This window comes from Streptomyces sp. MI02-7b, assembly GCF_033793585.1.
Taxonomy (GTDB): domain Bacteria; phylum Actinomycetota; class Actinomycetes; order Streptomycetales; family Streptomycetaceae; genus Actinacidiphila.
In genome coordinates this window covers 60094-83149 of the sequence record NZ_JARAWX010000013.1, presented here as the reverse complement: position 1 = coordinate 83149, position 23056 = coordinate 60094, and the positions used below count along the sequence as shown (strand labels likewise).

Annotated in this window: 17 protein-coding genes; 8 read left to right on the top strand and 9 right to left on the bottom strand. The window is 74.6% G+C overall.

Annotated elements, in window-relative coordinates:
• Window positions 1-47: 47 nt before the first annotated feature.
• The 3 genes from PV364_RS22110 (at window position 48) to PV364_RS22100 (ending at window position 4902) form a co-directional block, all read left to right on the top strand.
• Window positions 48-872, top strand: a complete 825-nt coding sequence (locus PV364_RS22110) for a polysaccharide deacetylase family protein (protein ID WP_319661895.1) — start codon at window positions 48-50, stop codon at window positions 870-872.
• Complete coding sequence (locus tag PV364_RS22105; RefSeq protein WP_319661894.1) at window positions 865-4617, top strand: lipopolysaccharide biosynthesis protein; 3753 nt, start codon at window positions 865-867, stop codon at window positions 4615-4617. The genes PV364_RS22110 and PV364_RS22105 overlap by 8 nt, the downstream gene beginning before the upstream one ends.
• A gap of 81 nt (window positions 4618-4698) precedes the next feature.
• On the top strand, window positions 4699-4902 hold the full coding sequence (locus PV364_RS22100) for a hypothetical protein (RefSeq protein ID WP_319661893.1): 204 nt from the start codon (window positions 4699-4701) through the stop codon (window positions 4900-4902).
• A gap of 18 nt (window positions 4903-4920) precedes the next feature.
• Here the strand turns inward: PV364_RS22100 and PV364_RS22095 are convergent, their stop codons facing one another.
• Window positions 4921-6345, bottom strand: coding sequence for a xylan 1,4-beta-xylosidase (locus tag PV364_RS22095; RefSeq protein ID WP_401976785.1), 1425 nt, complete (start codon window positions 6343-6345; stop codon window positions 4921-4923).
• A gap of 122 nt (window positions 6346-6467) precedes the next feature.
• Here PV364_RS22095 and PV364_RS22090 point away from each other — a divergent pair, with 122 nt between their 5' ends.
• Window positions 6468-7580 (top strand): DUF5925 domain-containing protein, encoded by a 1113-nt coding sequence (locus PV364_RS22090; protein WP_401976786.1) that lies wholly within the window; start codon window positions 6468-6470, stop codon window positions 7578-7580.
• Between the two features lie 98 nt (window positions 7581-7678).
• Here PV364_RS22090 and PV364_RS22085 read toward each other — a convergent pair whose 3' ends face one another.
• The 3 genes from PV364_RS22085 to PV364_RS22075 form a co-directional block, all read right to left on the bottom strand.
• Window positions 7679-8053, bottom strand: a complete 375-nt coding sequence (locus PV364_RS22085; protein WP_319661888.1) for a GntR family transcriptional regulator — start codon at window positions 8051-8053, stop codon at window positions 7679-7681.
• Window positions 8050-9216 carry a methyltransferase domain-containing protein gene (locus PV364_RS22080; protein ID WP_319661886.1) on the bottom strand — a complete coding sequence of 389 codons (1167 nt, stop codon included), beginning with the start codon at window positions 9214-9216 and terminating at the stop codon, window positions 8050-8052. Before PV364_RS22080 ends, PV364_RS22085 begins: the two co-directional genes overlap by 4 nt.
• Before the next feature lie 661 nt (window positions 9217-9877).
• Window positions 9878-11410 (bottom strand): carboxyl transferase domain-containing protein, encoded by a 1533-nt coding sequence (locus tag PV364_RS22075; RefSeq protein ID WP_319661885.1) that lies wholly within the window; start codon window positions 11408-11410, stop codon window positions 9878-9880.
• A gap of 150 nt (window positions 11411-11560) precedes the next feature.
• On the opposite strand from PV364_RS22075, the gene PV364_RS22070 reads away from it, so the two are divergent.
• Window positions 11561-11875, top strand: a complete 315-nt coding sequence (locus PV364_RS22070) for a hypothetical protein (RefSeq protein ID WP_319661884.1) — start codon at window positions 11561-11563, stop codon at window positions 11873-11875.
• A 75-nt stretch (window positions 11876-11950) separates the two neighbouring features.
• Window positions 11951-12688, top strand: a complete 738-nt coding sequence (locus PV364_RS22065; protein WP_319661883.1) for a DUF2637 domain-containing protein — start codon at window positions 11951-11953, stop codon at window positions 12686-12688.
• A 108-nt stretch (window positions 12689-12796) separates the two neighbouring features.
• Here the strand turns inward: PV364_RS22065 and PV364_RS22060 are convergent, their stop codons facing one another.
• From PV364_RS22060 to PV364_RS22050, 3 genes are all read right to left on the bottom strand, one after another.
• Window positions 12797-13696 carry an esterase/lipase family protein gene (locus tag PV364_RS22060; RefSeq protein WP_319661882.1) on the bottom strand — a complete coding sequence of 300 codons (900 nt, stop codon included), beginning with the start codon at window positions 13694-13696 and terminating at the stop codon, window positions 12797-12799.
• 179 nt (window positions 13697-13875) lie between these two features.
• Complete coding sequence (locus PV364_RS22055) at window positions 13876-14892, bottom strand: hypothetical protein (protein WP_319661881.1); 1017 nt, start codon at window positions 14890-14892, stop codon at window positions 13876-13878.
• Window positions 14889-18359 carry a DNA polymerase III subunit alpha gene (locus PV364_RS22050; protein ID WP_319661880.1) on the bottom strand — a complete coding sequence of 1157 codons (3471 nt, stop codon included), beginning with the start codon at window positions 18357-18359 and terminating at the stop codon, window positions 14889-14891. Before PV364_RS22050 ends, PV364_RS22055 begins: the two co-directional genes overlap by 4 nt.
• A gap of 193 nt (window positions 18360-18552) precedes the next feature.
• Here PV364_RS22050 and PV364_RS22045 point away from each other — a divergent pair, with 193 nt between their 5' ends.
• Window positions 18553-19434, top strand: coding sequence for a nuclease (locus PV364_RS22045; protein WP_319661878.1), 882 nt, complete (start codon window positions 18553-18555; stop codon window positions 19432-19434).
• Here the strand turns inward: PV364_RS22045 and PV364_RS22040 are convergent.
• Window positions 19421-20674, bottom strand: coding sequence for an amidase (locus tag PV364_RS22040; RefSeq protein WP_319661876.1), 1254 nt, complete (start codon window positions 20672-20674; stop codon window positions 19421-19423). The genes PV364_RS22045 and PV364_RS22040 overlap by 14 nt on opposite strands.
• Before the next feature lie 771 nt (window positions 20675-21445).
• Between PV364_RS22040 and PV364_RS22035 the strand changes: the two genes are divergently transcribed.
• Window positions 21446-21763, top strand: coding sequence for a hypothetical protein (locus tag PV364_RS22035; RefSeq protein WP_319661874.1), 318 nt, complete (start codon window positions 21446-21448; stop codon window positions 21761-21763).
• A 35-nt stretch (window positions 21764-21798) separates the two neighbouring features.
• On the opposite strand, the gene PV364_RS22030 is transcribed toward PV364_RS22035, so the two are convergent.
• Complete coding sequence (locus PV364_RS22030) at window positions 21799-22911, bottom strand: S1 family peptidase (RefSeq protein WP_319661873.1); 1113 nt, start codon at window positions 22909-22911, stop codon at window positions 21799-21801.
• Window positions 22912-23056 lie beyond the last annotated feature (145 nt).

The following is a 23056-nucleotide window of genomic DNA, read 5'->3' as shown; positions in this document are numbered from 1 at the left end:
GCCGTCCCTCTGCCGTCCGTCCACCGCACACCGGGAGGTGCCCTCGTATGACCGAGAACGACGGACGGCGGGACGGCCCCGTGCCGATCCTGATGTACCACGCCGTCACCGACACGCCCGCCCGCGCCACCCGGGGACTGTCCGTGACGCCTGCGGCCTTCGCCGCGCAGATGGCGCTGCTCGAGGAGCGCGGCTTCACCCCGCTCGGCACGTTCGAGCTGGCGAACGCCTGGCGGGAGGGGCGGGCGCTGCCGCACCGCCCGGTGCTGATCACCTTCGACGACGGCTACGAGGGCGTCCACCGGCACGCCCTCCCCGTCCTGAAGGGCCTCGGCTTCACCTCCACGCTCTTCGTCTCCACGGGCTGGCTGCGCGGCGACCACGAGGTGCCCGGCGCGGCACCGGACACCATGCTCGACTGGGACCAGGTGCGTGAACTGCGCGACGCGGGCACCGAGATCGGCGGGCACAGCCACTCCCATCCGCAACTGGACCAGCTCGGTGACGAACGGCTCTGGTTCGAGCTGCTGCGCTGCAAGGAGATCCTGCGCGACGAACTGGGCGCGCCGCCGGCCTCCTTCGCCTACCCGTACGGCTACTCCACCCGCCGGGTGCGGCAGGCCGTGCGCATGGCCGGCTACGGCGCCGCGCTCGCCGTGGGCAACGCCCTCGCCGACCCGCGGCGGCAGAGCCCCTTTGCGCTGGCCCGGGTGACCGTCCGCCGCGGCACGGGGATCGAGGAGTTCGAGCGGCTGGTCGAAGGGCGCGCCGTCGCCCGCAATTTCGCGGCGGACCGGGTCCTGACCCAGGGGTACTCCCTGGTGCGCAGAGCCCGCCGGGGTGTGCGGAAGGTGCGCGAGAGCGGTGTCTGAGACGACCACGACGTCCACCACGCCCACGACGCCCGGGGAACCCGCACCGGGCACGGCCGCCGGCACCGCGACGGCCGGTGATCCCGGCACCGCGTCCGGCACCGCCAAGCGCGGCGGGAACCAGCTGTTCCGCAACGCCTACGCGCTGATGCTCAACACCGGTGTCTCCGCGGTCCTCGGCCTGGGTTACTGGCTGGTCGCGGCCCGCTACTACAGCGAGGACGCGGTCGGCCAGGGCTCGGCGGCCATCGCCGCCATGAAGTTCCTGGCGGGCCTGACGGCGGTGACCCTCACCGGGGCGCTCGCACGCTTCATCCCGGTCTCCGGCCGGCGCACCGGACGCCTGATCTTCGGTACGTACGCGGGGAGTTCGGCGATCGTGGCCTTCGCGGCGGCGGTCTTCCTGCTGACCCTGGACTTCTGGGGCCCCTCGTACCGCTTCCTGCACGGCACGGTCAACGGCCTCGGCTTTATCGCTGCGGTCGTCGGCTGGTCGCTGCTGACCCTGCAGGACGGGGTGCTGACCGGGCTGCGCAAGGCGGTGTGGGTGCCCGTCGGCAACACCGTCTTCTCTGCTGCGAAGCTGGCGCTGCTGGTGGGCATCGCGGCGGCGGTGCCGACGGCCGGTGTGTTCGTGTCCTGGGTCGCCGCCATCGGCCTGTCGGTGGTGCCGCTGGGCTGGCTGGTCTTCCGCCGGTTGGCGCCCCGGCACGCCAAGGCAACGCCGGAGACGGCCGAGCCGCCGACAGCCCGTCAGATGGGCCGCTTCGTCGCCGGTGACGCCACCGGCTCGTTCTTCGCGCTCGCCGTGGTGTACCTCGTCCCGGTCATGGTCGCCTCGCAGATCTCCTCCACGGACAACGCGTACTTCTACATCACCATGACCATCGGCGGCACGATCGACCTGCTCGCGATCAACATGGGGTCCTCACTGACCGTCGAGGGCGCCCACGACCCGAGCCGGATCGCCGAGAACTGCCGGGCGGCGCTGCGCCGGATGGCCAAGATCATGGTGCCGATCACGCTCTTCATGGGCGTCTTCGCACCGCAGATCCTCGGCGTCTTCGGTGAGGGCTACGCGCAGGAGGGCGCGCCGCTGCTGCGGCTGCTGGCGCTGTGCTCCCTGACCCGGGTGCTGATCGAGGTCTACTTCGGCATCCTGCGCGCGCAGAGCCGCACCGGGCTGCTGGCCTTCCTCCAGGGCGTGCTGTGCCTGCTGGTGCTGGGGCTCACCCTTGCGCTGCTCGGTCCGCTGGGCATCACCGGGGCCGGGTGGGCCGAGCTGGGCAGCCTGGTGGTGATCGCGGTGGTCGCCGTCGTCGGGCTGCGGCGGCTGGTCACCGCTCCCGCGGCCGGCCCGCAGCCGGCCCCCGCACCGGCGGCCGAGGCGTACGAGGCGAGCACCGCCGAACCGGCGGCCGAGCAGACGGCCGCGGCGGGCGAGGACCTGGAGATCGTCTACGGCACCCGCTGGGCGCGGGCCGCCGCGCTGGACAGCGACACCCTCCAACTGGGGGTGCACCTGGACTTCGACCACCCCGAGCGGCGTCCCTACGTGACGCCGCCGCAGGGCACCGCGATCCCCGAGCTTCCCGCGCCGCGCGCGGAGAAGTCCCTGACACCCGCGACCGCCCCCGCGGCGCCGGACCCGGCACCCGACCCACCGGCGCCCGCCCCGGCGGAAACACCTGCGGAAACCTCCGCGGAGCAGGCGTCGGAAGCACCGGCACCGCCCGGCGCGCCAGCCGGCCGCCGGACCCGGCTGCTCGAACTCGGCGTATGGGTCCTGCTGGTGGGCGCGCTGACCCTGTACTGGCTGCCGCTGAGCCGCATGGACGACGCCTCGCTCGACGCGATGAACGGCCTCGGCCTGATCTCCGTCCTCCCTCCGGCGACCCTGGCGGGGGCGGCGTTGCTGGTGGTGGCCTTCGCGGCCGGCCTGTGGCTGCGCGCGCCGCGCCGGTGGCTGCTGCTGGCGATCCTGCTGGCGACGGTGGTGTCCCTGCACGGCGTGCCCGCGCTGCTGGAGGAGCAGCCGCGGTTCGCGACCGCGTGGCAGCACGCGGGCTTCATCGACTACATCGGCCGCACCGGGGACGCCGCGCCCGACATGGACGCCCGCTTCTCCTGGCCCGGCTTCTTCGCCGCGGTCACCTTCGTCACCCGCGCCATCGGGCTCACCGACCTCACCGAAGTGCTGCGCTGGTGGCCGCTGGCCGTGGAACTGCTCTACCTGGCCCCGCTGATGCTGCTGCTGCGCGCGGTGCGCGCCGGATGGCGGGCCAAGTGGTGCGCGGTGTGGATGTTCGCGCTGTGCGGCTGGGTGGGGCAGGACTACTTCTCCCCGCAGTCCCTCAACTACCTGATCTACCTGCTGTTCGCGGCCGTGCTCCTGGTCTGGTTCCGGGCCCCGGGGGCGCCGCGCGGCACGTTCTTGCCGGGTGAGGCCGAGGTGCCGCCGACGGGCCGGACCGACCGGGCGGTGCTGCTGGCCCTGCTGGTGGCGCTGTTCGCGGCGTCGGTGGTGAGCCACCAGCTCACCCCCTTCGTGATGCTGGGCGTGCTGGCCGTGCTCGTGCTCGTCCGGCGGTCGACGCCGCTCGGGCTGCCGCTGCTGTGCGGGGTGCTGCTGATCGGCTGGATCTGCTACCTGGCCGAGCCGTACTGGTCGGGCCACTTCGACGAACTGTTCGGCGGCGTGGGCTCGCTCGGCGGCAATGTCTCCTCCAGCGTCTCCGGGCGCATCGAGGGCGGCAGCACGGTGCACAAGCTGGTGCTGTACGTGCGGATCGCCCTGGCCGGCGGCGTCATGGTGCTCGCGGCCGCCGGCTGGCTGCGCCGCCGCTGGGCCGGGATCAACGACCGGGCGCTGCTGGTGCTGCTGGTCGTGCCGTTCCTCGGCTTCGGCATGCAGTCCTACGGCGGCGAGATGGCCCTGCGCGTGTTCCTGTTCGCCCTGCCCGGCGCCGCCGTGCTGGGCGCGCTGGCGTTCTTCCCGCGCTCCTCGTCGGACCGCGGGTGGCGCGGGCCGGCCGCGGCGCTGCTGGCCGGCTGGGTGCTGATGGCGGGCTTCCTGGTGGCCCGCTGGGGCAACGAGCCGTTCGAGCGGGTCCGTACCGGCGAGGTCGCGGCCATGGAGTACGTGTACGCGCACGACAAGCCGACCGCCCGCCTGGTGTGGCTCAGCACCGACCCGGTGAACGACGTGACACCGAGCCTGCCGTGGAACGCCCGGGACATGGAGCGGGTGACGTATGTGCCGGTCCTGGCCCCGCGCGACCCGGTGCTGGTCGATCCGCTGGTCAAGGCGCTCCAGGACGCGGGACCGAACTCGTACCTGATGGTCTCGCGCGGCCAGGACGCCTATCTGCAGCTGGACGCCGGATTCTCCCGGACCTGGCCCGACAAGCTGCTGCGCTCCCTCGACGGGCGCACCGAGCTGCGGCCGGTGGTGCGCAACGAGGACGCGACCGTCTACGCACTGCGCGAACAGCCCGCCGGCTGGGCGGCGGCGCAACCGCGGCCCGGCCGGGTCTTCCCCGTGGTGACATGGAACACCTGGACGGCGGCCGGCGTCCTCGCCGGCGTCTCACTGCTGGTGCTGCTCGGGGCCCGCGAGCTGGTCCGGGTCACCGTGCCGGAGGCCAGGCGGCGGCGCGGCATGCGCTGGTCGCTGGTGGCGGCGGCGCCCCTGCTGCTGGTGTTCCTGGCGGCGACGGCGGTCCGTTTCCTCACCCTGAGCTGACCGGCTGCCTCCCGGCCCCGGGAACAACCCCGGGAACACCGCGCCGCCACGCGGCGTTCCCGGGCCAAGGAGGTGCGAGCAATGGCGCACGAGGAGAACGAGACGACCCCGCAGGCCACGACCGCGGCACCGGACACGGCGGCGCAGGCCCGGCGGGCCCGCTTCGGCCGGCTGCCGGAGCGCGTCCGCCCGCAGGACGCGGTCCCCGGGGTGCGGGCCACGGTCCACGACCCGGACCGCGACGCCTACAACCCGGACGAGTGGCTGGTCCGCAACGTCGTGTGACGCCCGCCGCGGCGCTTCCTAGCCGCGGCTGAGCCAGCGCAGCCCGTAGCCGGGCAGGGAGAAGGAGCGGCCGTCGACCTTCGCCTGGATCGGACGGCCGAGGACGTTGACGACGAGCACGGCCCTGTCGTCCGCGAGCACCCGGACGTTGGGCCGGTCGTCCGCCGCGACGGACACCGTGCGAAAGCGCGTGCCCGGCGGGAAGGCGGCGGCGAAGCGGCGCAGGAGGTCCATCATGGGCAGTTGCTCGCCACCGCCGGAGGACAGTTCGGTGCTGGTCCACAGGCATCCCGGGCACGACCTTCCGCGCTCCTGGGGATTCCAGTAGAACGCCGCGTCCGCTCCGCCGCGGGCCAGCTCCATCATGGCGGCGGCCTGCACGGCGGTGCGGTGCCGTTCGTCCCAGCCGGTCGGCTTCCCGTCCGGTTCGACGTACCACTCGGCCCACCACAGGGGCAGCCCGCCGCTGCGCTGCTTGAGCCAGCGGCCGACGGCGGCGAACTTCTCGGTGGCGGCGAACTCGTCGGGGACCAGCGAGTCGTCTCGGTTGGTGCTGGAGCCGTCGGCGACGAGGAAGTCCGCTCCGGTCTTGTGACGCAGCCAGTAGTCGACGGCGTCGAGGGCCCGCCGGTCGGCCGCGCCCCAGGGGCCCTTGAGGGTGTCCGAGGCGTCGCCGTTGCCGTCGTCGCCCGGGGCGAAGCTGTCCATCACGAGATAGGGACCGCCGACGAGATTGTCCGGATCCACCTTCTTCAGCGCCCGGTACACGCGGTTGTACAGGTCGGTGTAGCCCTCGTAGTCCCAGCGTTGCCGGCCGTCGTTCCAGAAGCCCTTGAACTCGTTCCAGACGATGAAGTGCCGCACGTCCGGGTAGCGGCGGGCGACGGTGGCGGCGAGGGCCGCGAAGTCGTCGAAGTGGTCGGGGGCGGGGGCGACCTCCAGCCGGGACCAGTCGGTCCCGGCGCCCGGCGCGCCGCCCTTCATCCAGTCGGGGGCGCAGCACAGCGTGATCACGGGCGTGCCGCCGCTGGCCCTGATGAGGTCGATGCGGTCGTCGAGTTCGCCGAAGTCGTACGTGCCCGGGGAGGGTTCGGGGTTGTCGGCGCCCCAGCCCATGATCGCCTGGTCCTGGGGCAGCGACCGCTCGGAGAGCAGCCCGGCCGCCGCGCGCTTGGCCGGGCCCTCGCCGTGGTCGGCGCTGTACTCGGTGTGGGTCAGGCCGAACCCGAGCTCGGCGGAGGGTTTCCCGGTGGGCGTGCTGGACGGGCTGTGCACACCGGCGCCCGACCCGGCGCTGCCGCGCCCGCCGTCGCCCGTACCGCCCCGTAGGTCGCACATCGTCAGCAGCAGCGCCAGCGCGACCACACCGATCCCCAGAAGCGCGGTCATGCCTCGCCGCCCCGCCCCCGGTACTTTCGCACGAACGTCCCCATGGCGTCCCATCACCAGTCAGGGTAACCGCCGCGTTGCCCGGATCGGGCGGGTTTCACCGGGGGTTCAACGGGATTGCGCCGCTCCGCGAAAACCCTGTGCGCCCGCGGAGCCCGTGCCGGATCATGAGCGTCATGCCCGACGCAACGCCCCCGCATCGCGCCCTGTCCATCCGCCTCGGCATGAACGACGACGACTCGCCGTCCGACGCCATCGACGCCCTGTTCCTCAGCCGCTTCGTCACCGGTGAACAGCCGTACTCCCGCGGCTCCTCCGTGGAGCGCGTGAAGTCGGGGCTGACCCTGCTGCCGGCCGGGGCCGAGGTGCTGCGCGCGGCGCGCGACAAGGACCGCGGCGCCACCCTCGCCGAGGGCGAGGGCTGGACGATCCTGGTCTCCCGCTGGCACCACCGCGCGGACGTGACCGTGACCGCCGTGAGCGAGGAGCTCGCCCGGCGCGTGCTGGCCGAGGCCGTCGAGAACGCCGAGGACCAGCCGGAACCGCAGCCCGACGACGTCACCATGGGCTTCTGGTACGTGGCGCCGCGCCGCGGTCCGCACCGCATCACCCGTCAGATCAGCGCCGCGCCCTGGGACGACGTCCGGGGCAACTACACCGCGCCGGTGGCCGAGGCCGTGGACGGGCTGATGAAGCTCACCCCGGACGACATCAGCGGCCGCCTGCTGCTCCTGCACGGCCCGCCGGGCACCGGCAAGACCTCGGCGCTGCGCACCCTGGCCCGGTCGTGGCGGGACTGGTGCCAGGTGGACTGCGTGCTCGACCCCGAGGTGCTCTTCAACGACGTCGGCTACCTGATGGAGATCGCCATCGGCGAGGACGACTCCGAGGGGCCCGGCCGCTGGCGGCTGCTGCTCCTGGAGGACTGCGACGAGCTCATCCGCGGCCAGGCCAAGCACCAGACGGGCCAGGCGCTCTCGCGGCTGCTCAATCTCACCGACGGGCTGCTCGGCCAGGGCCGCAACGTCCTGGTCGGCATCACCACCAACGAGGACCTGGAGCGGCTGCACCCGGCGGTGGTCCGTCCCGGGCGCTGCCTGGCCCGTATCGAGGTCGGGCCGCTGACGCGCGGCGAGGCCACCACCTGGCTCGGCACGTCCGAGGGCGTCGGCCGCGAGGGCGCCACCCTGGCGGAGCTGTACGCGCTGCGCCGCGGCGCGTCCTCCGGCGCCGGCCCTGTGCTGCCCACCCAGACGCCGGCCTCCTCCTCGGACGGCCTCTACCTCTGACCCCGCGGCGCCCTCCTTGCGTGCACGGGGCCGGGGAGCGCACGTCGTGGGGTCGACCTGCCCGTCCCCGCCGCCGGGATCCCGGCGGCGGGGACGGGCTACGACTCGTACGCGGCGCGCAACGCGTCCCGCACGGCGGCTTCGGCGGCGCCGCGGTCCAGGCCGAGGCGGTGGGCGCGTTCGGCATAGGCGGAGGCGGCGGCGGCCGCCTCCCGGTCCGCGGCGTCGCCCGCGGCCGCGACGAACGTGCCGTTGCGTCCGCGGGTCTCGATCACGCCGTCCGACTCCAGGGCGCGGTACGCCTTGGCCACGGTGTTCGCGGCCAGGCCGAGGTCGTCGGCGAGTCCGCGCACCGTCGGCAGCCGGTAGCCGACCGGGAGGGCTCCGGAGCGGGCCTGGTCGGCGATCTGGGCGCGCAGTTGCTCGAACGGCGCGGCGGCCGCGTTCGGACGGATGACGATCTTCAGGCTCACTGTGGTTCGCTCTCCCGGCGGGGCACGGCGCGGCTGTTTGTCGCGGCCATTGTGCTGCAGCCGCTCGGCGCCAGGGCGACGGCACGGCCGGGGGCGTGCGGGTCGTGGGCGATGGTGTCGCCGGGCTCGTGCAGGTGCAGCAGGAAGCGCTCGCCCGCGCGGTACGCGTCCAGGCCGGCCCTGCAGTACGCGACCACGTCGTCCGGCAGCGCGTCCAGCGGGAACCAGCCGAGCTCCGAGCACTTGTCGGGTTCGCGGTTGACCGGCTCCCGGCCGGTCCCGTCCGCGACGAAGAACCAGCCGATGCGGGCGTCCCCGCCGGGCGCGCGGTGCTGCATGACCAGCGCGACGGAGACGTCCTCGGGGCACAGCGCGACGCCCACCTCCTCGTACGCCTCGCGGATCATCGCCTCCCGGACGTCCTCGCCGTTCTCGACGTGGCCGGACGGAGCGTGCAACAGGCCGTCGGCGTAACCGGTGTTGACCCGGCGGCCGAGCAGCACGCGGTCGCCGCGCCGCAGGATCAGGTGGACGTCGACGATCTCGCTGTGGCGCCGGGGCGGGGCCACCCGCACCACGGCCGCGTAGCGCTCGTCCCGTACCGGGCGGCCCCACAGCGCGGTGTCGTGGGCGAGCTGCTCGATCGCCGTGTGCGCGGCGAACGGACGGACCAGGGCGGCGAGTTCGGTCGCCGCGATGCCCGCCGGCTCCGCCTCGCCCCAGCGCCCCTCGACCAGCACGATCCGCCCGCCGCGCCGCAGCAGCCCCGCCCAGCGGCGCAGCGCCGCCGCGGGGTCGGGCAGCGCCCACAGCATGTGCCGCACCAGCACCACGTCGAACCGCCCCGCCGCCACGGGCGGCTGCACCGCGTCGCCGACGACCACCCGTGCGCCGGTGCCCGCCAGCTTCGCCCTGGCCAGGGCCACCATGCGCGGCGACCGGTCCACCCCGGTCACCCGGTGGCCCCGCTCCGCCGCCAGCGCCGCGAGACTGCCCGTCCCGCACCCCAGGTCCAGCACGTCCGCCGGTGTGTCCGGCAGCCACCCCCGCAGCCGCCCCGCCCACGCCTCCCGCACCGCGGGCGCACGCAGCCCGTGGTCCGGCTCCTCGTCGAAACGGTCCGCCACGGCGTCCCAGTACGCGTCTCCGCTCACATCGTCCACCCGCCGATCCTGCCACCCGCCACCGACACCGCCCCGACGGTGGGCCGCCCTTGCTGTCCCGGCCCAGCGGGCGCGTGCGGCGGCAGCCGGTCCGGGCCACCGTGCCGCCGGCGCGGGCAGCCGCGCGAGCCCTCTGCCCCGGCCACCGCCCGGACCACGTGACGACAGCCGCCACTTCGACGCCCGCGCCGGAGCGCGACCGGCCCGCGATGAGGACACCTCCCGCTGATGCGAGCAGGACCGCGCCCCCTCCCCCGCACCGGTGCGCGGCACTGAACCGGGCAGATCCCGCCCACCGCCCGACCGCCGGCCACACCCGCGCGACGCGTCCCCGCCGCCCGCAGCCGTGCCGTCGCAGTCGCCTTGCCCGGGCTGTCCCCCCAACGGGCCTGCGGCAGCACAACAGGCCCACGGCCCCCGCCGGTCCAGGACACCAAGCCGCCGACACGGGCAGCACCGCGCGAGCCGCCCGCACCGCAGCGGCGTCGCACGGAGGCGGCTCGCGTCCCGGGCCGGCCCGGGGGCCGTTCCGCTCATCCGCCGCGCCGAACGACGCAGGTCCCGCCCAGCGCCCGATCGGCGACCACGCCACGCGCGGCACATCCATGCCGCCGCAGCCGCCGGCGCGGTCGCTCCCCCCGCACCGCTCCGTACGCACGACTCAGTGCAGGCCCAACTCGCGGTAGCGGGCGCGGCGGGCGGCGAGCCGGGGGGCGCGGGGGAGGGTGCGGAGGCCGGCGAGTTCGGCGCCGAGGATCGTGCCGAGGCGGGTGAGGAAGGCCTCGGGGGCGTCCGCGGCATCCTCGGCGCGCCCCGCGTCGGGCGCCTCCTCGACGACGCGGTCGACGATGCCGCGCGCGAGCAGGTCGGCGGAGCGCACGCCCTGCCGGGCGGCGACCTCGTCGGCCCGCCCGGTCGTCCGGTACAGGATGGCGGAGGCGCCCTCGGGCGGCAGCGGGGACAGCCATGCGTGCCGGGCGGCCAGCACGCGGTCCGCGGGCAGGAGCGCGAGGGCGCCGCCGCCGGCGCCCTGCCCGAGGAGGAGGCAGAGCGTGGGTGAGGGAAGGGTCACCAGGTCCGCCAGGGACCGGGCGATCTCGCCGGCGAGGCCGCCCTCCTCGGCCTCCCGGGACAGCGCGGCGCCCGCCGTGTCGACGACGGAGAGCAGGGGCAGGTCCAGTTCGGCCGCGATGCGCATGCCGCGGCGGGCCATCCGGAGCCCGGCGGGGCCGAGGGCGGGGGACCGTCCGTCGTCGGTCTCGTGCCGGTCGTGGCCGAGGACGACGCACGGGGTGCCGCCGATCCGGGCGAGCGCGAGCAGGAGTCCGGGGTCCCGCTCCCCCGCGCCGGTGCCGCTGAGCAGGGTCACGTCCTGGCCGGCCACCGTCAGCAGGGCGCGCAGTCCGGGCCGTTCGGGCCGCCGGGAGCGGCGGATCGACTCCGCCGCCGGTACGTCCCCGGCGGTGGCGTCCCCCGGGCCGTCGGCCACCGCGGGGGCGGCCTCGCCGCACAGCACCGCCAGCGCCCGCGCCGCCGCCCCGGCGAGCCGCGCGAGCGGCACGACGGCGTCCACGATGCCGTGGGCCAGCAGATTCTCCGCGACCTGGACCCCGGGCGGGAACGGCTCGCCGTACAGGGCCTCGTGCACCCGGGGGCCCAGGAAGCCGATGAGCGCTCCGGGTTCCGCGGTGGTGACGTGGCCGAGCGAGCCCCAGGAGGCGAGGACTCCGCCGGTGGTGGGGTGGCGCAGGTGGACCAGGTAGGGCAGTCCCGCCGCCCTGTGGTCGGTGATGGCCGCGGCGACCTTCACCATCTGGAGGAACGCGATGGTGCCCTCCTGCATGCGCGTCCCGCCGGACGCCGGTGCGGCCAGCAGCGGCAGCCGTTCGCGGGTGGCCCGCTCGATCGCCCGGACCAGCCGCTCCCCGGCAGCCACGCCGATCGACCCGCCGAGGAAACCGAACTCGCCCGCGACGACGGCCACCCGCCGGCCGCGTACGTCGCCCTCGCCGGTGACCACCGACTCGTCGAGCCCGGTCCGGGCGCGGGCCCGGGCCAGGTCGGCCCGGTACTCCTCGCCGTCGAGGTGCGGGGGCGGCGGGGACAGGGGCCGGTCCCAGCCGCGCCAGGTTCCGGGGTCGACGACGGCGTCGACGAACTGCAGGGAGCCGGGGCGGCGGGGCGGTTCGGTCATGGGGACACCCTGCCATCCCCCGGATGCGTTGGCCCGCAGGTCAACACGCCGTTGTGGGGCGGCACTCGGGGCGGGCGCGAGCGCCGGCAGGCGCGCCGGGGTCACTCGTGTGGCCCAAGTCCATCGCATGCCGGCCATCGTTGTGGGGATGTGGCTACAGTCAATCCCCAGAGCGCGCCTGAGGCGTCGTCCGGGAGCGCGACCCCCCGGACCGTCCCGGCGTCCGTCCGCCGCACGCACCCCCCGCGCACCCCGCCCGGTTTCCCCCTCGGGGAGTGGGTCTTCATCCCGCGGACCGAGCATTTCCTCGGCAGTTCCTCGGACGCCTACATCGAGCGCGGTGACGAGCGGGTCCCCCTCGTCCACTGCTCCTCGGAGCTGGAGCAGTTCACGAGGGAGATGGCGGGGATCGAGGGGGACTTCACCCGTCGCTGCTCCGGCATCGACCGGGCGGCGCCGTACTGAGGGGCCGCCTCCTCCCCCTTTCCCACGTCCCCCGCTCCCGTTGTCTCCACGCCCGGCCCCGACAGGAATGCCTTCATGCCGCCTTTGCAGGACCGTTTCCGCCCTGAGAATGGTCTGCCGTACGAGGATCATCTCCACGGTCCCACCATTTACAGCCCCCGCCAGTCCTCCGACGACACCTCGGGGAACGGGGTCTTCTCCGCCCCGGACTTCGACGTCCTCAACGGGGCGTGGGCGTCCGAGGAGGAGCTGGCGCAGCTGCTCGACCAGTCCGGGGAGGAGGACGAGGAGGACGTCTTCCAGCACGCCCCGGACACCGCTACGCACGAGCTCCCCCTCACGCGGCGCCGGCACCGCAAGATCCGCCGGGCCGCGCTGCGGCGCCGGCTGACGCGGACCCAGACGCTGAGCTTCGTCGCCGCCGCGCTGGCGGCGACCATCGTGGCCATGGTGAGCGTGCTCGGCGGGATGATCGCGCACGACCCGCTGCGGAACATCGCCTCCGCCGACGGGTCCTCGGGCCTGGCCGACTGGTGGCCGCTGCTGGTGTACGGCCCGTGGATGGTGGCCTCGCTGTCGATCCTGCGCGCCGCCCTGCACCAGCGCCGCGCCCCGCACTCGTGGGCCGTCGTGCTGCTCTTCTCGGCGTTCGCCATCCTCTTCTGCATCGCCTGCGCCCCCAGGACGATCACCAACTGGACCGTCGCGGCCCTCCCCGCCATCGCGGCCCTGTCCTGCTTCCACCAGCTCGTCCGGCAGATCACCCTCACCAGGCCGCCGCGGCGCACCCCGCGCAGCCGGCGGCACTCCTGAGCCGGACGGCGGACAGCGAACGACGGACGGCGGACAGCGGATACCGCCCGCGTACGACATGGACTGCTTCCGGTCCCGCCGGGACCGGAAGCAGCGGCACGGGGTGGATCAGCTGAAGACGTCCGTGCAGTCGGTCCGGGTGGCGTGCGCCGGGTCGAGGGCGTTGGCCGTCTCGTGGAAGACGATGCGGTCGGTCAGCCCGATGAGGACGTGCTCGGACAGGTCGAGCGAGCACAGGTCCTGGAGCACCACGTTGTGGACGTCGGGTCCTGACAGGAACTGTGAGGTGTACGGCGTGACGACCTCGTCGTACCTGGTCGAGATCACCGTGTAGTGGATGCCGGGGAGGGTGTCGCCGCCGGCGTTCAGCTTGGTCAGGAAGGCCGATCCGGCCATCTGGTCCGTGAGGCCCTGGGGTGCGAGGTGCTCGATGGCCTCGGCCGCCCCGGGGAAGTAGGGCAGCAGGTTGAGCAGTCCGTTCAGATCGGTGCCGTGGTTGTCGGCGCCGATCCCGACGAGCGCGTTGACCTTGGCGGCACCGCCCAGGAACTTCATGTAGTACCGCGGCATCATGCCGCCCTGGGAGTGCCCGACGATGTCGACCTTGGCCGCGCCGGTGGCCGTGAGGACCCGGTCGACGTAGTCGGAGAGCTGCTGGGACGACGCGGCGATGGGGCCGAGCCCGTAGAAGACCGGGACGCCGGGCAGTTGGCCGTAGTCGAGGGAGTAGACGCAGTAGCCCCGCGCGACGAGGTACGGGGCGAGGCCGAGCCAGTTGTCGATGGAGTTGCCGAAGGTGCCGTGCACCAGGACGACCGGGCGCGGGTGGGCGGCGGAGGGCTTGCAGGACCAGTTGTTCCAGCCACTGCTGGGGGCGGAGGCGGCGGCTCGGGTGGGGGCGGGGGCGGCGGCGGCCGTGCCGGCCAGGGCGGGCGTGACGGTGAGGGCGGCGGCGAGGGTGAGGGCGGAGAGGAGCCGGAGCGCTGGTGTCCGTCTGAAGTGCAGCATCGAGCGATCTCCTCGCAGGTGGGGGAAAGAGCAGGGGGGACCGTTCCCTGACGACCTGTGATCCGGATCACAAGATTGCTGAGCTTCCGTCAATTTACGCACGGGTAACAAAAACCGGCCAGCTACCGGTCGGTAAAGAATGTGTCACACCGCCTTCACGGCCCCGTGACAAGGGAGCGCTAGGAGGCCTTGCGGAACGTGGCGGCCGGACGCACCGCGCCGAAGCCGAACCGGGCGTTCACCCGGTCCACGGCCGCCTCCGCCGTCAGGTGCGACGCGCGCATCGGGTCCAGCGAGAGCTGCTGGGCCACCCGTTCGGCACCGACGAGGTCCTCGGCGCGCAGCCCGATGCCGGCCAGGCGTGCCCGCTGCAGACCGGCCGAGTCCATCAACCGGTAGGCCAGGGTCCGCAGATCCTCGTCGTGCGCGGACGGCTCCGCGAGCCGCCGGGTCTTCTCCCAGCGCGCGCCGCCGGTGAACCGCAGCGTCAGGGACAAGGACCCGGCGACCTGCCGGCGGCCGCGCAGCATCGCCCCCAGCCGCACCACCAGGTCGAGGAGCGCGGCCCGGGCGGCGGGGCCGTCGAGCTCGTGCCGGGTGAAACGGTGCGTCACACCGGCCGACGGCGGCAGGTCCTTGGGGGAGACGGGACGGGGGTCCGTGCCGCGCGCCCGCTCCGCGGCCAGCCGGCCCGCGCGCCGGCCCAGGATCCGTTCGACGACGCCCGGCGGCACCGCGGCGACCGCCCCGATGGTGTGCAGCCCGTACGTGCGCAGCGCCTCGGCCTGCTGGGGGCCGATGCCGTGCAGGGCCTCGACCGGCAGCGGCGCCAGGAAGGCGTCCGCCGCGCCCTCGGGCACGATCAGGATCCCGCCCGGTCCCGCCACACGGTCCGAGGCCGTCGCCGCCACCGCCCAGGTCTCCGCGACCCCGATCCGCAGGTCCGTGGCCAGCCGCGCCATCGCGCGCAGCCGCACCAGCCACGCGATCCGCTCGGCGTCCGCGCCGAAGTACCGCTGCGCGCCCCGCGCCTGCACCAGCGCCGCCCGGGGCGGAACCGCCTGGACGACGGGCGAGAACTCGCGCAGCAGGTCGAGCACCGCCCGGTAGCCCTCCTCGGGCAGGGCCGGAGCGCAGCGCACGTGCAGGATGCTCGCCGCGCCGCCGGTCCCCCGCCCGGAATCGCCGTACGTCATCGTCCCGCGCTCCCCGGGCTGGAGTGCCAGAGCTTGCGTCCGGTGGGGGCGCCCTCGCCGGCGGGGCGCAGATCGGCCCAGGGGTGCATCTCGTAGCCGGTGGACATCCGGACCCGGCGGCCGTCGGGCGGCGCGACGGGCAGGCCCACGGGCTCGCCCGGGGCCTCGCCCGAGGCCTCGGCCAGCCGTGCCGCGACCGCTTCCAGGCCGCCCTGCCGGCGCAGTTCGACGAGTTCGGCGAGGTTCCACGCCGCGGAGCCGACGACGGACAGGCTCTGCGGGCCGCGGCGCTGGACCACCCCTCGGACCAGCAGCAGCCAGGAGTGGAAGACGGTGTGCGCGCAGGCCTCGTGGCTGTCGTCGAAGAAAGCGAGGTCGACCAGGCCGGTGCCGTCGTCGAGGGTGGTGAAGATGACCCGGCGCCCGGAACGGATGGGCGGGGTCTGGGTGGCGGCCTTGGCGCCGGCCACCAGGACGGTCTCACCGTGCCGCACCTCGCGCAGCCGCTTCGCCGGGATCGCGCCCAGTTCCTCCAGGAAGGCGAGGTGGTCCTCCATCAGGTGCCGGGAGGTGTCCATGCCGAGCACGCCGAGCTCGGCGCCGAGCCGTTCGGCCGCGTCCATGTCGGGCAGGCCGGCCGGCGGCGGGGCCGCCGCCTCTCCCCCGGTGAGGGCGAGCTGCCCGTCGTACGCGGAGGCGCGGCCCTGCCGGTGCAGCTCGGCGACATGGAGCAGCAGGTCGCGGCGGTTGCCGCCGAACGCGTCCAGCGCGCCGACCTGCACCAGCCGTTCGGCCACGGCCCGGCCGGGACGGGCGCGTTCCCACAGGTCCTGGAGCGAGGTGTAGGGCTGCCCGGCGGCGATCCGGGCGACCTCGGCCTCGCTGATGCCGTGCACCTCCGACAGTGCGAGCCGCAGACCCCACATCCCGGCACCACCCCCCTCATCAGACACCAGTTCGATTCGATAGGCCGCGCCCGACCGGCTGACGTCCAGCGGCAGCACCGGCACCCCGCGCCGCCGGGCGTCCGCGAGCAGCAGCCGCTTGGGGTACATGCCCGGGTCGTGGGTGAGCACCCCGGCGTAGAAGGCCGCCGGATGGTGCGCCTTGAGCCAGGCCGACTGATAGGTGGGGACGGCGAAGGCGACGGCGTGCGCCTTGCAGAAGCCGTACGCGCCGAAGGCCGAGACGATCTCCCAGGTGTGCCGGACGACCTCGCGGGGGTAACCGCGCTCCCGCGCCCGGTCCGCGAACCAGGCCCGGACCCGGCCCTGCCGCGCCTCGTCCGACAGCGCCCGCCGGGCCTCGTCGGCGAACCCCCGGTCGCAGCCGGTCATGACCCGCATGATCTCGATCAACTGCTCGTGGAAGACGACGACTCCGTAGGTCTCGCTCAGCACGTCCTCCAGGTCGGGATGCGGGTAGCGGACGGGCTTGCGGCCGTGCCGGGCGTCGATGAAGGGCCGCACCATGTCGGCGGCGACCGGGCCCGGACGGAACAGCGAGATGTCCACGACCAGGTCGTGGAAGGTGCTGGGCTGCAACCGCCCCACCAGGTCGCGCTGCCCGGGCGACTCGATCTGGAAGCAGCCCAGCGTCTCGGCGGAGCGGATCAGTTCGTAGGTGGCCGGGTCCCCCGGCGGGACCTGCGCCGGGTCGTCCAGGTCGATCCGGCCGCCGCCGGTCCGCTCCACCTCGTCCAGGGTGTGCGCCATCGCGGACTGCATCCGCACCCCGAGCACGTCGAGCTTGAGCAGCCCGAGGTCCTCCACGTCGTCCTTGTCGAACTGCGACATCGGGAAGCCCTCGCCGCTGGTCGGCATCACCGGCGTGCGGTCCAGCAGCCCGGCGTCCGACAGCAGCACCCCGCACGGGTGCATGGCGACCCCGCGCGGCAGCGCGTCCAGCGCCTCGACCAGCTCCCACAGCCGGCCGTGGTCCTCCCCCGCCACCTGCCGCAGCTCGGGCAGTTCGGCGAGCGCGGCCCGCGCGTCGCGGGCCCGGATGTGCGGGAAGGCCTTGGCCAGCCGGTCGGTCTGCTCCGGTTCCAGCCCCAGGGCGGCGCCCACGTCGCGGACCGCGTGCCGGACCCGGTAGGTCTCGGGCATGGCGACGGTGGCGACCCGCTCGCTGCCGAACCGGTCCAGGATGCGCCGGTAGACCTCCAGCCGACGGGCGGACTCCACGTCGATGTCGATGTCGGGCAGGGAGGCGCGCCGTCCGGACAGGAAGCGCTCCATGAGCAGGCCGTGGTCGACGGGGTCGGCGGCGGCGATGCCCAGAAGGTGGTTGACGAGCGAGCCCGCGCCGGAGCCGCGCGCGGCGACCCGGATGCCCATCTCCCGTACGTCGGCGACCACTTGGCCGACGGTGAGGAAGTACGAGGCGAAGCCGAGCTGCTCGATGATCCGCAGTTCGTCCTCCAGCCGCGCCCAGTAGCGCGGTTCGCGGTCGTGCCCGGTGCGGACCATCCCGGCGGCGCAGCGCGAGCGCAGGACGCGGTCGGCGGTGCGGGCGCCGGCCCCCACCGTCTCCGGCTCGGGGAAGTGCACCTGCCCGATCCCCAGGTCGTCCGCGGGGTCGACGGCACAGGCCGCGGCGGTGTCCTCGGTGGCGCGCAGCAGCCGGTGCGCGTCCGAGCGGCGGAGACCGGCCGCCTCCACGATCCGCTCGGCGGTGCGCGCCATGTCCCCCGCGTCCTTCAGCCAGCGCTCGCCTCCGTCCAGGCTCTCCGGCCTGCGGATGTCGACGGGCACGAGCCGGCGCGCCGAGTCCAGCACGTCGGCCACCTCCCCCTGCCCGGGATCGGCGTAGCGGACGGCGTTGGTCAGTACGGGGGTCACCCCCTGCTCGGCGGCGAAGCCGACGATGCGCGCGGCCAGCCGCAGCGAGCCCGGTCCGGTGCCGGCGCGGCCGTGGTGGGCGGCCTCCAGGCGCAGCGCGTCCCCGTACGCCGCGCGCCAGGGGCGCAGCAGCTTCGCGGCCCGGTCGGGGCGGCCGGCCGCGAGCGCCCGGCCGACCTCGGAGTCCGCGCCCAGCAGCACGAACACCCCCTCCTGCCCCAGGTCCTCCCAGCCCAGCCCCCCGTCCCCGGCATGGGCGGCGCTGATCAGCCGGCACAGCGCGGCCCAGCCGCGCCGGTCCCGGGCGAGGAAGACCGCCCGGTCGGTCGCCTCCGGGACGAAGGAGCCGCCGCGCACCGGGGTGCGCCGCCGGCCGCCGGACGGCTGGGCGGCCTGACCGTCGTACGCCGCGGGCACCGCGAGCGAGGCACCGAACAGCGGCCGCACCCCGGCCCGCGCGCAGGCCTTGGCGAAGCGCACCATGCCGGCCACGGTGTCCCGGTCGGTCAGCGCCAGCGCGTCCATGCCCCGCTCGGCGGCGCGCTCGGCCAGTCGCTCGGGGTGCGAGGCCCCGTACCGCAGCGAGAAGCCGGAGACGGTGTGCAGATGCGTGAATCCCGGCATACGCACCTCCGACCGCTCACATCTCCCCCCTTCCGGACCCTCCGGTACCCACCATAGACCACTTCTCGAACACACGTACGAAGACATGCCGGAGACGTGCCGGAAGCGTGCCGGATCCCTGTCCTCCGCCACCCTCCGCGTGGTTTCCTGCACACGACGTCACTGCCGGCGCGCACCCGAGGGGGAAGTCGCCATGCCGATGCTGCTGGTCAAAGGGTCCTTCCGGATAACCGGCACCGAGCCGGACGGCGACACCGTGGGCTTTGTCCCCACCCGCCACCCGGACTGGAACCGCGTCCCCGGAGCGGCGCGGCTCGACCTCACCGACTCCTGCCGGGGCAAGCTGCGCCTGGACGCCGTCGACGCCCTGGAGACCCACTACGGACCGACCTCGACGCCGGGCCACCAGCCACTGCCCTTCGCCCACGCGGCCCGGGACGAACTGCTGACGTGGCTGGGGTTCACCGACGTGCGGCGCGCGCCGGACAGCGAACGGGTCGTCTCCGCCGTCCCCGAGAGCGTCCCCGGGTGGATCCTGACCGGCGGCGTCGACGTGCACGGCCGCTGCGTCGCGCTGGCCGGCCGCGGCCCGCTGCCGGAGGGCACCCGCAGCGGCCAGGAGGTGACGGTCGGCGTGCCGCTGCTGCGCCGAACGGTCAACCACCACCTGATCGCGCAGGGGCTGGTCTACCCGACCTTCTACAGCAACCTCTTCGAGGACCTGCGCGAGGAACTGGCCGCGGTCACCCGGCAGGCCAGGACCGCGGGGACGGGACTGTGGCCGCAGGACGTGAGCACCGCGGGGGCGAAGGTCACCGGGCTCTCCTCGCTCACCGACGAGGCGGTGGTCGTCCCCAAGCTCTTCCGGCGCCTCTTCGACCACCTCGCGTCCGGAGAGTTCTCCCTCGGCTCCTTCCGCGCCTTCCTCGCGGGGGCGGCCGACACGTACCGGATCACCTCCTCGCCCACCCCGCACACCCAGGTACGCGGACTGCACCACGCCATCGAGGTCACGGACGACGGCACCGTACGGATCACCCGGCCGATCGAGGACCTGGTCTTCACCGAGGCATGACGACCGCAGCCAACTCCGCCACCCACCCCAGCAGTTCCTCGTCCTCGCCGGGACGCCCGACGACCTGCAGCCCCAGTGGCAGGCCGTTCGCGGCGTACCCGGCGGGCAGACTCACCGCGGGAAAGCCCGCGTTGCTCCACGGCAGGCACATCACCGAGTCGCCGGTGCTGCCCAGGCCGAACGGGGCCGGGCCGGTCGCGGACGGCGCCAGCCACACGTCGATCCGCTCCATCGCGTCCAGCAGACGGGCCCGGACGGCCCGGCGCTCGCGCACGGCCCGCTCGTAGTCGTCGCGGGCGATCGCCTGCCCCTCGCGGATGGCCGCGACGGTCTGCTCGCGGTAGAGCCGGCCGTGGCGGGGGAACCAGTCGGCGTGGGTGCGGGCCACCTCGTAGCGGTTCATGGTGAACAACTGCCGTACGACCGCCTCGAACTCCCCGGGGCCGTCCATCACCGGCACCTCGCGCACGGTCCAGCCCGCCGCCGCCAGCCGGGCGGTCTGCGCGGCGAAGGCCGCCCGCGCCTCCGCCCCGGCCCGGTCCAGGTACGGTCCGGCCGGGACGCCGAGCACCGGACGCCGGGCGGTCCCCGGCTCCGGCTCGGATCCCCGGCCCCGTTCCGGTTCCCGCCAGTCGTCGCACAGCACGGACGCGCCGAGCGCCGCACCCGCGACATCGGCGGCGAGCACGCCGACCGTGTCGAAGCTCGGGGCGTTGGCGATCACCCCGTCCACCGGGATCCGCCCGAAGGTGGGCTTGAAGCCCACCACCCCGCAGAAGGCCGCGGGCCGGATCACCGAGCCCACGGTCTGCGTGCCGACGGCCAGCGGCACCATGCCCGCCGCCACGGCCGCCGCCGATCCGCTGCTCGAACCGCCGGGCGTGTGCGCGGTGTTGTGCGGATTACGGGTCGGCCCCGGCGCGGTCACCGCGAACTCGGCCGTCACCGTCTTCCCCGCGATCAGCGCCCCCGCCGCGCGCAGCCGGTCCACCAGCGGCGCCTGCGGCCCCGCCAGTTCCTCCGCCGGCACCCGCGACCCGGCGCGGGTCTGCGTCCCGTCGCACCGCACGATGTCCTTGACGCCCACCGCGACCCCGGACAGCACGCCCGGCGGCGCCGCGGCCGCCTCCGCCGCGAGCCGGCCCCGCCGGTCGGGCTCGGGCACGAACGCCCTCACCCGGGCGTCGAGCCGGTCGATACGATCACACACCACTGCCACGCGATCCACCGGGTCCGTCACGGCGGTTCACGCTACGCCCAACCTCTGGCCTTGCTCAAACGGGGCGTCCCCTCGTGCGCCACCGGGCACACCGCCTCCAGGGGGTGGTGGGAATCTCCTGGCTCGTATGGACATGTTCCGCGGTCGCGGTGGAGCTGCTCGCCGCGGCGGCCGTACTGCTGCGCGCGCCGCGCGCTTCACTCGATGAGGTGACGGATCCGTACGGGGCGGCGTACCTGCGCGACGGTCCCCCGCGGCGCGGCCACCGTCGCCCTGCTCGCGCTCCATCTGCGCGGCACCCGTGGACGCCGGGCCGCACGGCACCGCCCGTGTCTCCGGGGTGATGGCCGGGCTGTCGCATCCGCTGCAACTGGCGGCCCACAAGGCGCTGTACCGGCCCTCGGGCGTGAACGGCGTCGCCGTGTCCCGCCCCGTGCGGCAAGAGACCGACGCTCCGCGCGCTGCGGCGGACCCGCGGGCGCCTCCCTCTCACCCGGTCCCTCGCCGCCGCCCCGCGCTTCACCCGGGACAGCGGTCTGCCGGCCGGCCGCGACCGTACGGAGAGCCTCCACGTCTCCCGTTCCGGGACGTCCGGCGGCGGCCTCGGCTGCGGAGGGTGAGGGTACGCGCCGCTCGGCACGGCCCAAACCCGGCGGCGGTGCGAGATCGGTCACGTCCGGACGTCACGCGCGTATCCGTTCGCCCCGCGCGTCAACACGCGTCACGCCCCGGGGGCCCGAAGACCCCGAAGGGGTTGCGAAGGCAAGGGGACGGCACGGTTTACTGACCGCCATGACGGCGACCGACACCACGCTCAGACCCGCGGCGCACCCCGGCCGGCTGCGCATGCTGAACCATCTGCGCCGCCTCGCGGCAGCGGGCCTCGTGGAGCCGCCGTGCGCCTGGCAGCACCGGGCACCCGATGCCGGGGGTGCCGGGGGTGCCGGCCACACCGCGAATGCCGAGGACGCCGAACTCTGGGACGACTTCCCGCACCGGCTCGCGGCGCTGCTGGTCGGACTGCACGAGGACGCGCGGGCCCCCCGCAGGACGGCCCCGCGGACCGTGCACGTCGGCGCCACCGTGATGGCCTTCCCGCTCAACCGCTGAACCGCCGCGGGACCCCCGCGCGTCAGCGCGGCACGTCAGCCGAGTTCCGCGCCCACCGCGGCCAGAGCCGTGGTGACCGGCTGGAAGAACGTCTCACCGCCCGCCTCGCAGTCCCCGCTGCCGCCCGAAGTGAGCCCGATCGCGCTCCCGTCACGGGTGAACAGCGAACCTCCGCTGTCCCCCGGCTCCGCGCAGACGTCGGTCCGGATGAGCCCGGTGACGGTGCCCTCCGGGTAGTTGACCGTGGCGTCGAGGCCGAGGACGGTGCCGTTGTGCAGGCCGGTGGTGCTGCCCATGCGGAACACCTCCTGGCCCACCGCCGCGTCCGCCGCCCCGTTGACCGGCAGGGCCTGGCCATTGCCGAGGTCGACCTCGCTGGGCGCGTCGGTGTTCGGGTCGTCGTACGTCACGAGGGCGAAGTCGCCGTCGCCGGGGAAGGTCGCGGTCGCCACCGTGGCGACGGGGGCGCCGCCCTGCGCGTCGGACCAGGTGGGGAAGGCGGCACCGCAGTGGCCGGCGGTCAGGAAGGCCGGGGCGCCGTCCTTGACGACGTTGAAGCCGAGCGAGCAGCGCGCGCCGTCGGCGAAGACCGCGTCGCCGCCGGCCACGAACGGCGTGATCCGGCCCGCGGACTTCTCGATCCGGGCCATGCCGCTGCCGAGCGAGCGCACGGCGGCCTGGAGCGTGTCCCACTTCTCGCCGGTGACGGTGCGGTCCGCGGTGACCAGGATCTGGTTGGTCCTCGGGTCGACGGCCCAGGCGGTGCCCGGGATGGTGGCTTTCTGCTTCAACGTCCCTGCAGCCTCCGTCAGTTCTGCGGTGGTGTTGCGGACCCGGCGGGACACGGCGCCGGCCTGCCTGGCCTGGCGGACGGCCTCGGTGTCGTTCCCGGTGACGTTGACCACGAGCCGCCCGGTGGCCGGGTCCCAGTAGGCCCCCGCAGTCGACGAGCCGAACTCCGCGGTGAGCCGGGAGGCCGCTTCCGCCGCCGAACGGGCACTGAGGGCCCGCGGCGGTGCGGCGTCCCGCGACGGTGCCGGGGACTGCGACGCCTTGGCGTCCGGCAGCAGGACCGCGGCCGCGGCGACCGCTGCGGCACCGGCCGCGACCAGCGCGATCTTCCGTTTCGGTAAGTGTTTGTGCTTCAACTCAAGACCTCCAGTGGGGGGATACGGGGTCCGGTCGTCGACAGCGGAGGGGCGGCGCTGTGCCGCCTGTCATACGGCGCGCCGGCGCGAAGCGTTCATGACGGGAAATTCGGTCGCCCCCGCCCCGGGCTTGTGGTGGACTCCG

What these genes read in the sequence shown, in the direction of transcription:
- PV364_RS22065 (WP_319661883.1), top strand. Translation starts at nt 11,951, where the DNA reads ATGCCGCCTTTGCAGGACCGTTTCCGCCCTGAGAATGGTCTGCCGTAC.
- PV364_RS22100 (WP_319661893.1), top strand. Translation starts at nt 4,699, where the DNA reads ATGGCGCACGAGGAGAACGAGACGACCCCGCAGGCCACGACCGCGGCA.
- PV364_RS22045 (WP_319661878.1), top strand. Translation starts at nt 18,553, where the DNA reads ATGCCGATGCTGCTGGTCAAAGGGTCCTTCCGGATAACCGGCACCGAG.
- PV364_RS22035 (WP_319661874.1), top strand. Translation starts at nt 21,446, where the DNA reads ATGACGGCGACCGACACCACGCTCAGACCCGCGGCGCACCCCGGCCGG.
- PV364_RS22110 (WP_319661895.1), top strand. Translation starts at nt 48, where the DNA reads ATGACCGAGAACGACGGACGGCGGGACGGCCCCGTGCCGATCCTGATG.
- PV364_RS22095 (WP_401976785.1), bottom strand. Translation starts at nt 6,345, where the DNA reads ATGGGACGCCATGGGGACGTTCGTGCGAAAGTACCGGGGGCGGGGCGG.
- PV364_RS22090 (WP_401976786.1), top strand. Translation starts at nt 6,468, where the DNA reads ATGCCCGACGCAACGCCCCCGCATCGCGCCCTGTCCATCCGCCTCGGC.
- PV364_RS22060 (WP_319661882.1), bottom strand. Translation starts at nt 13,696, where the DNA reads ATGCTGCACTTCAGACGGACACCAGCGCTCCGGCTCCTCTCCGCCCTC.
- PV364_RS22075 (WP_319661885.1), bottom strand. Translation starts at nt 11,410, where the DNA reads ATGACCGAACCGCCCCGCCGCCCCGGCTCCCTGCAGTTCGTCGACGCC.
- PV364_RS22055 (WP_319661881.1), bottom strand. Translation starts at nt 14,892, where the DNA reads ATGACGTACGGCGATTCCGGGCGGGGGACCGGCGGCGCGGCGAGCATC.
- PV364_RS22050 (WP_319661880.1), bottom strand. Translation starts at nt 18,359, where the DNA reads ATGCCGGGATTCACGCATCTGCACACCGTCTCCGGCTTCTCGCTGCGG.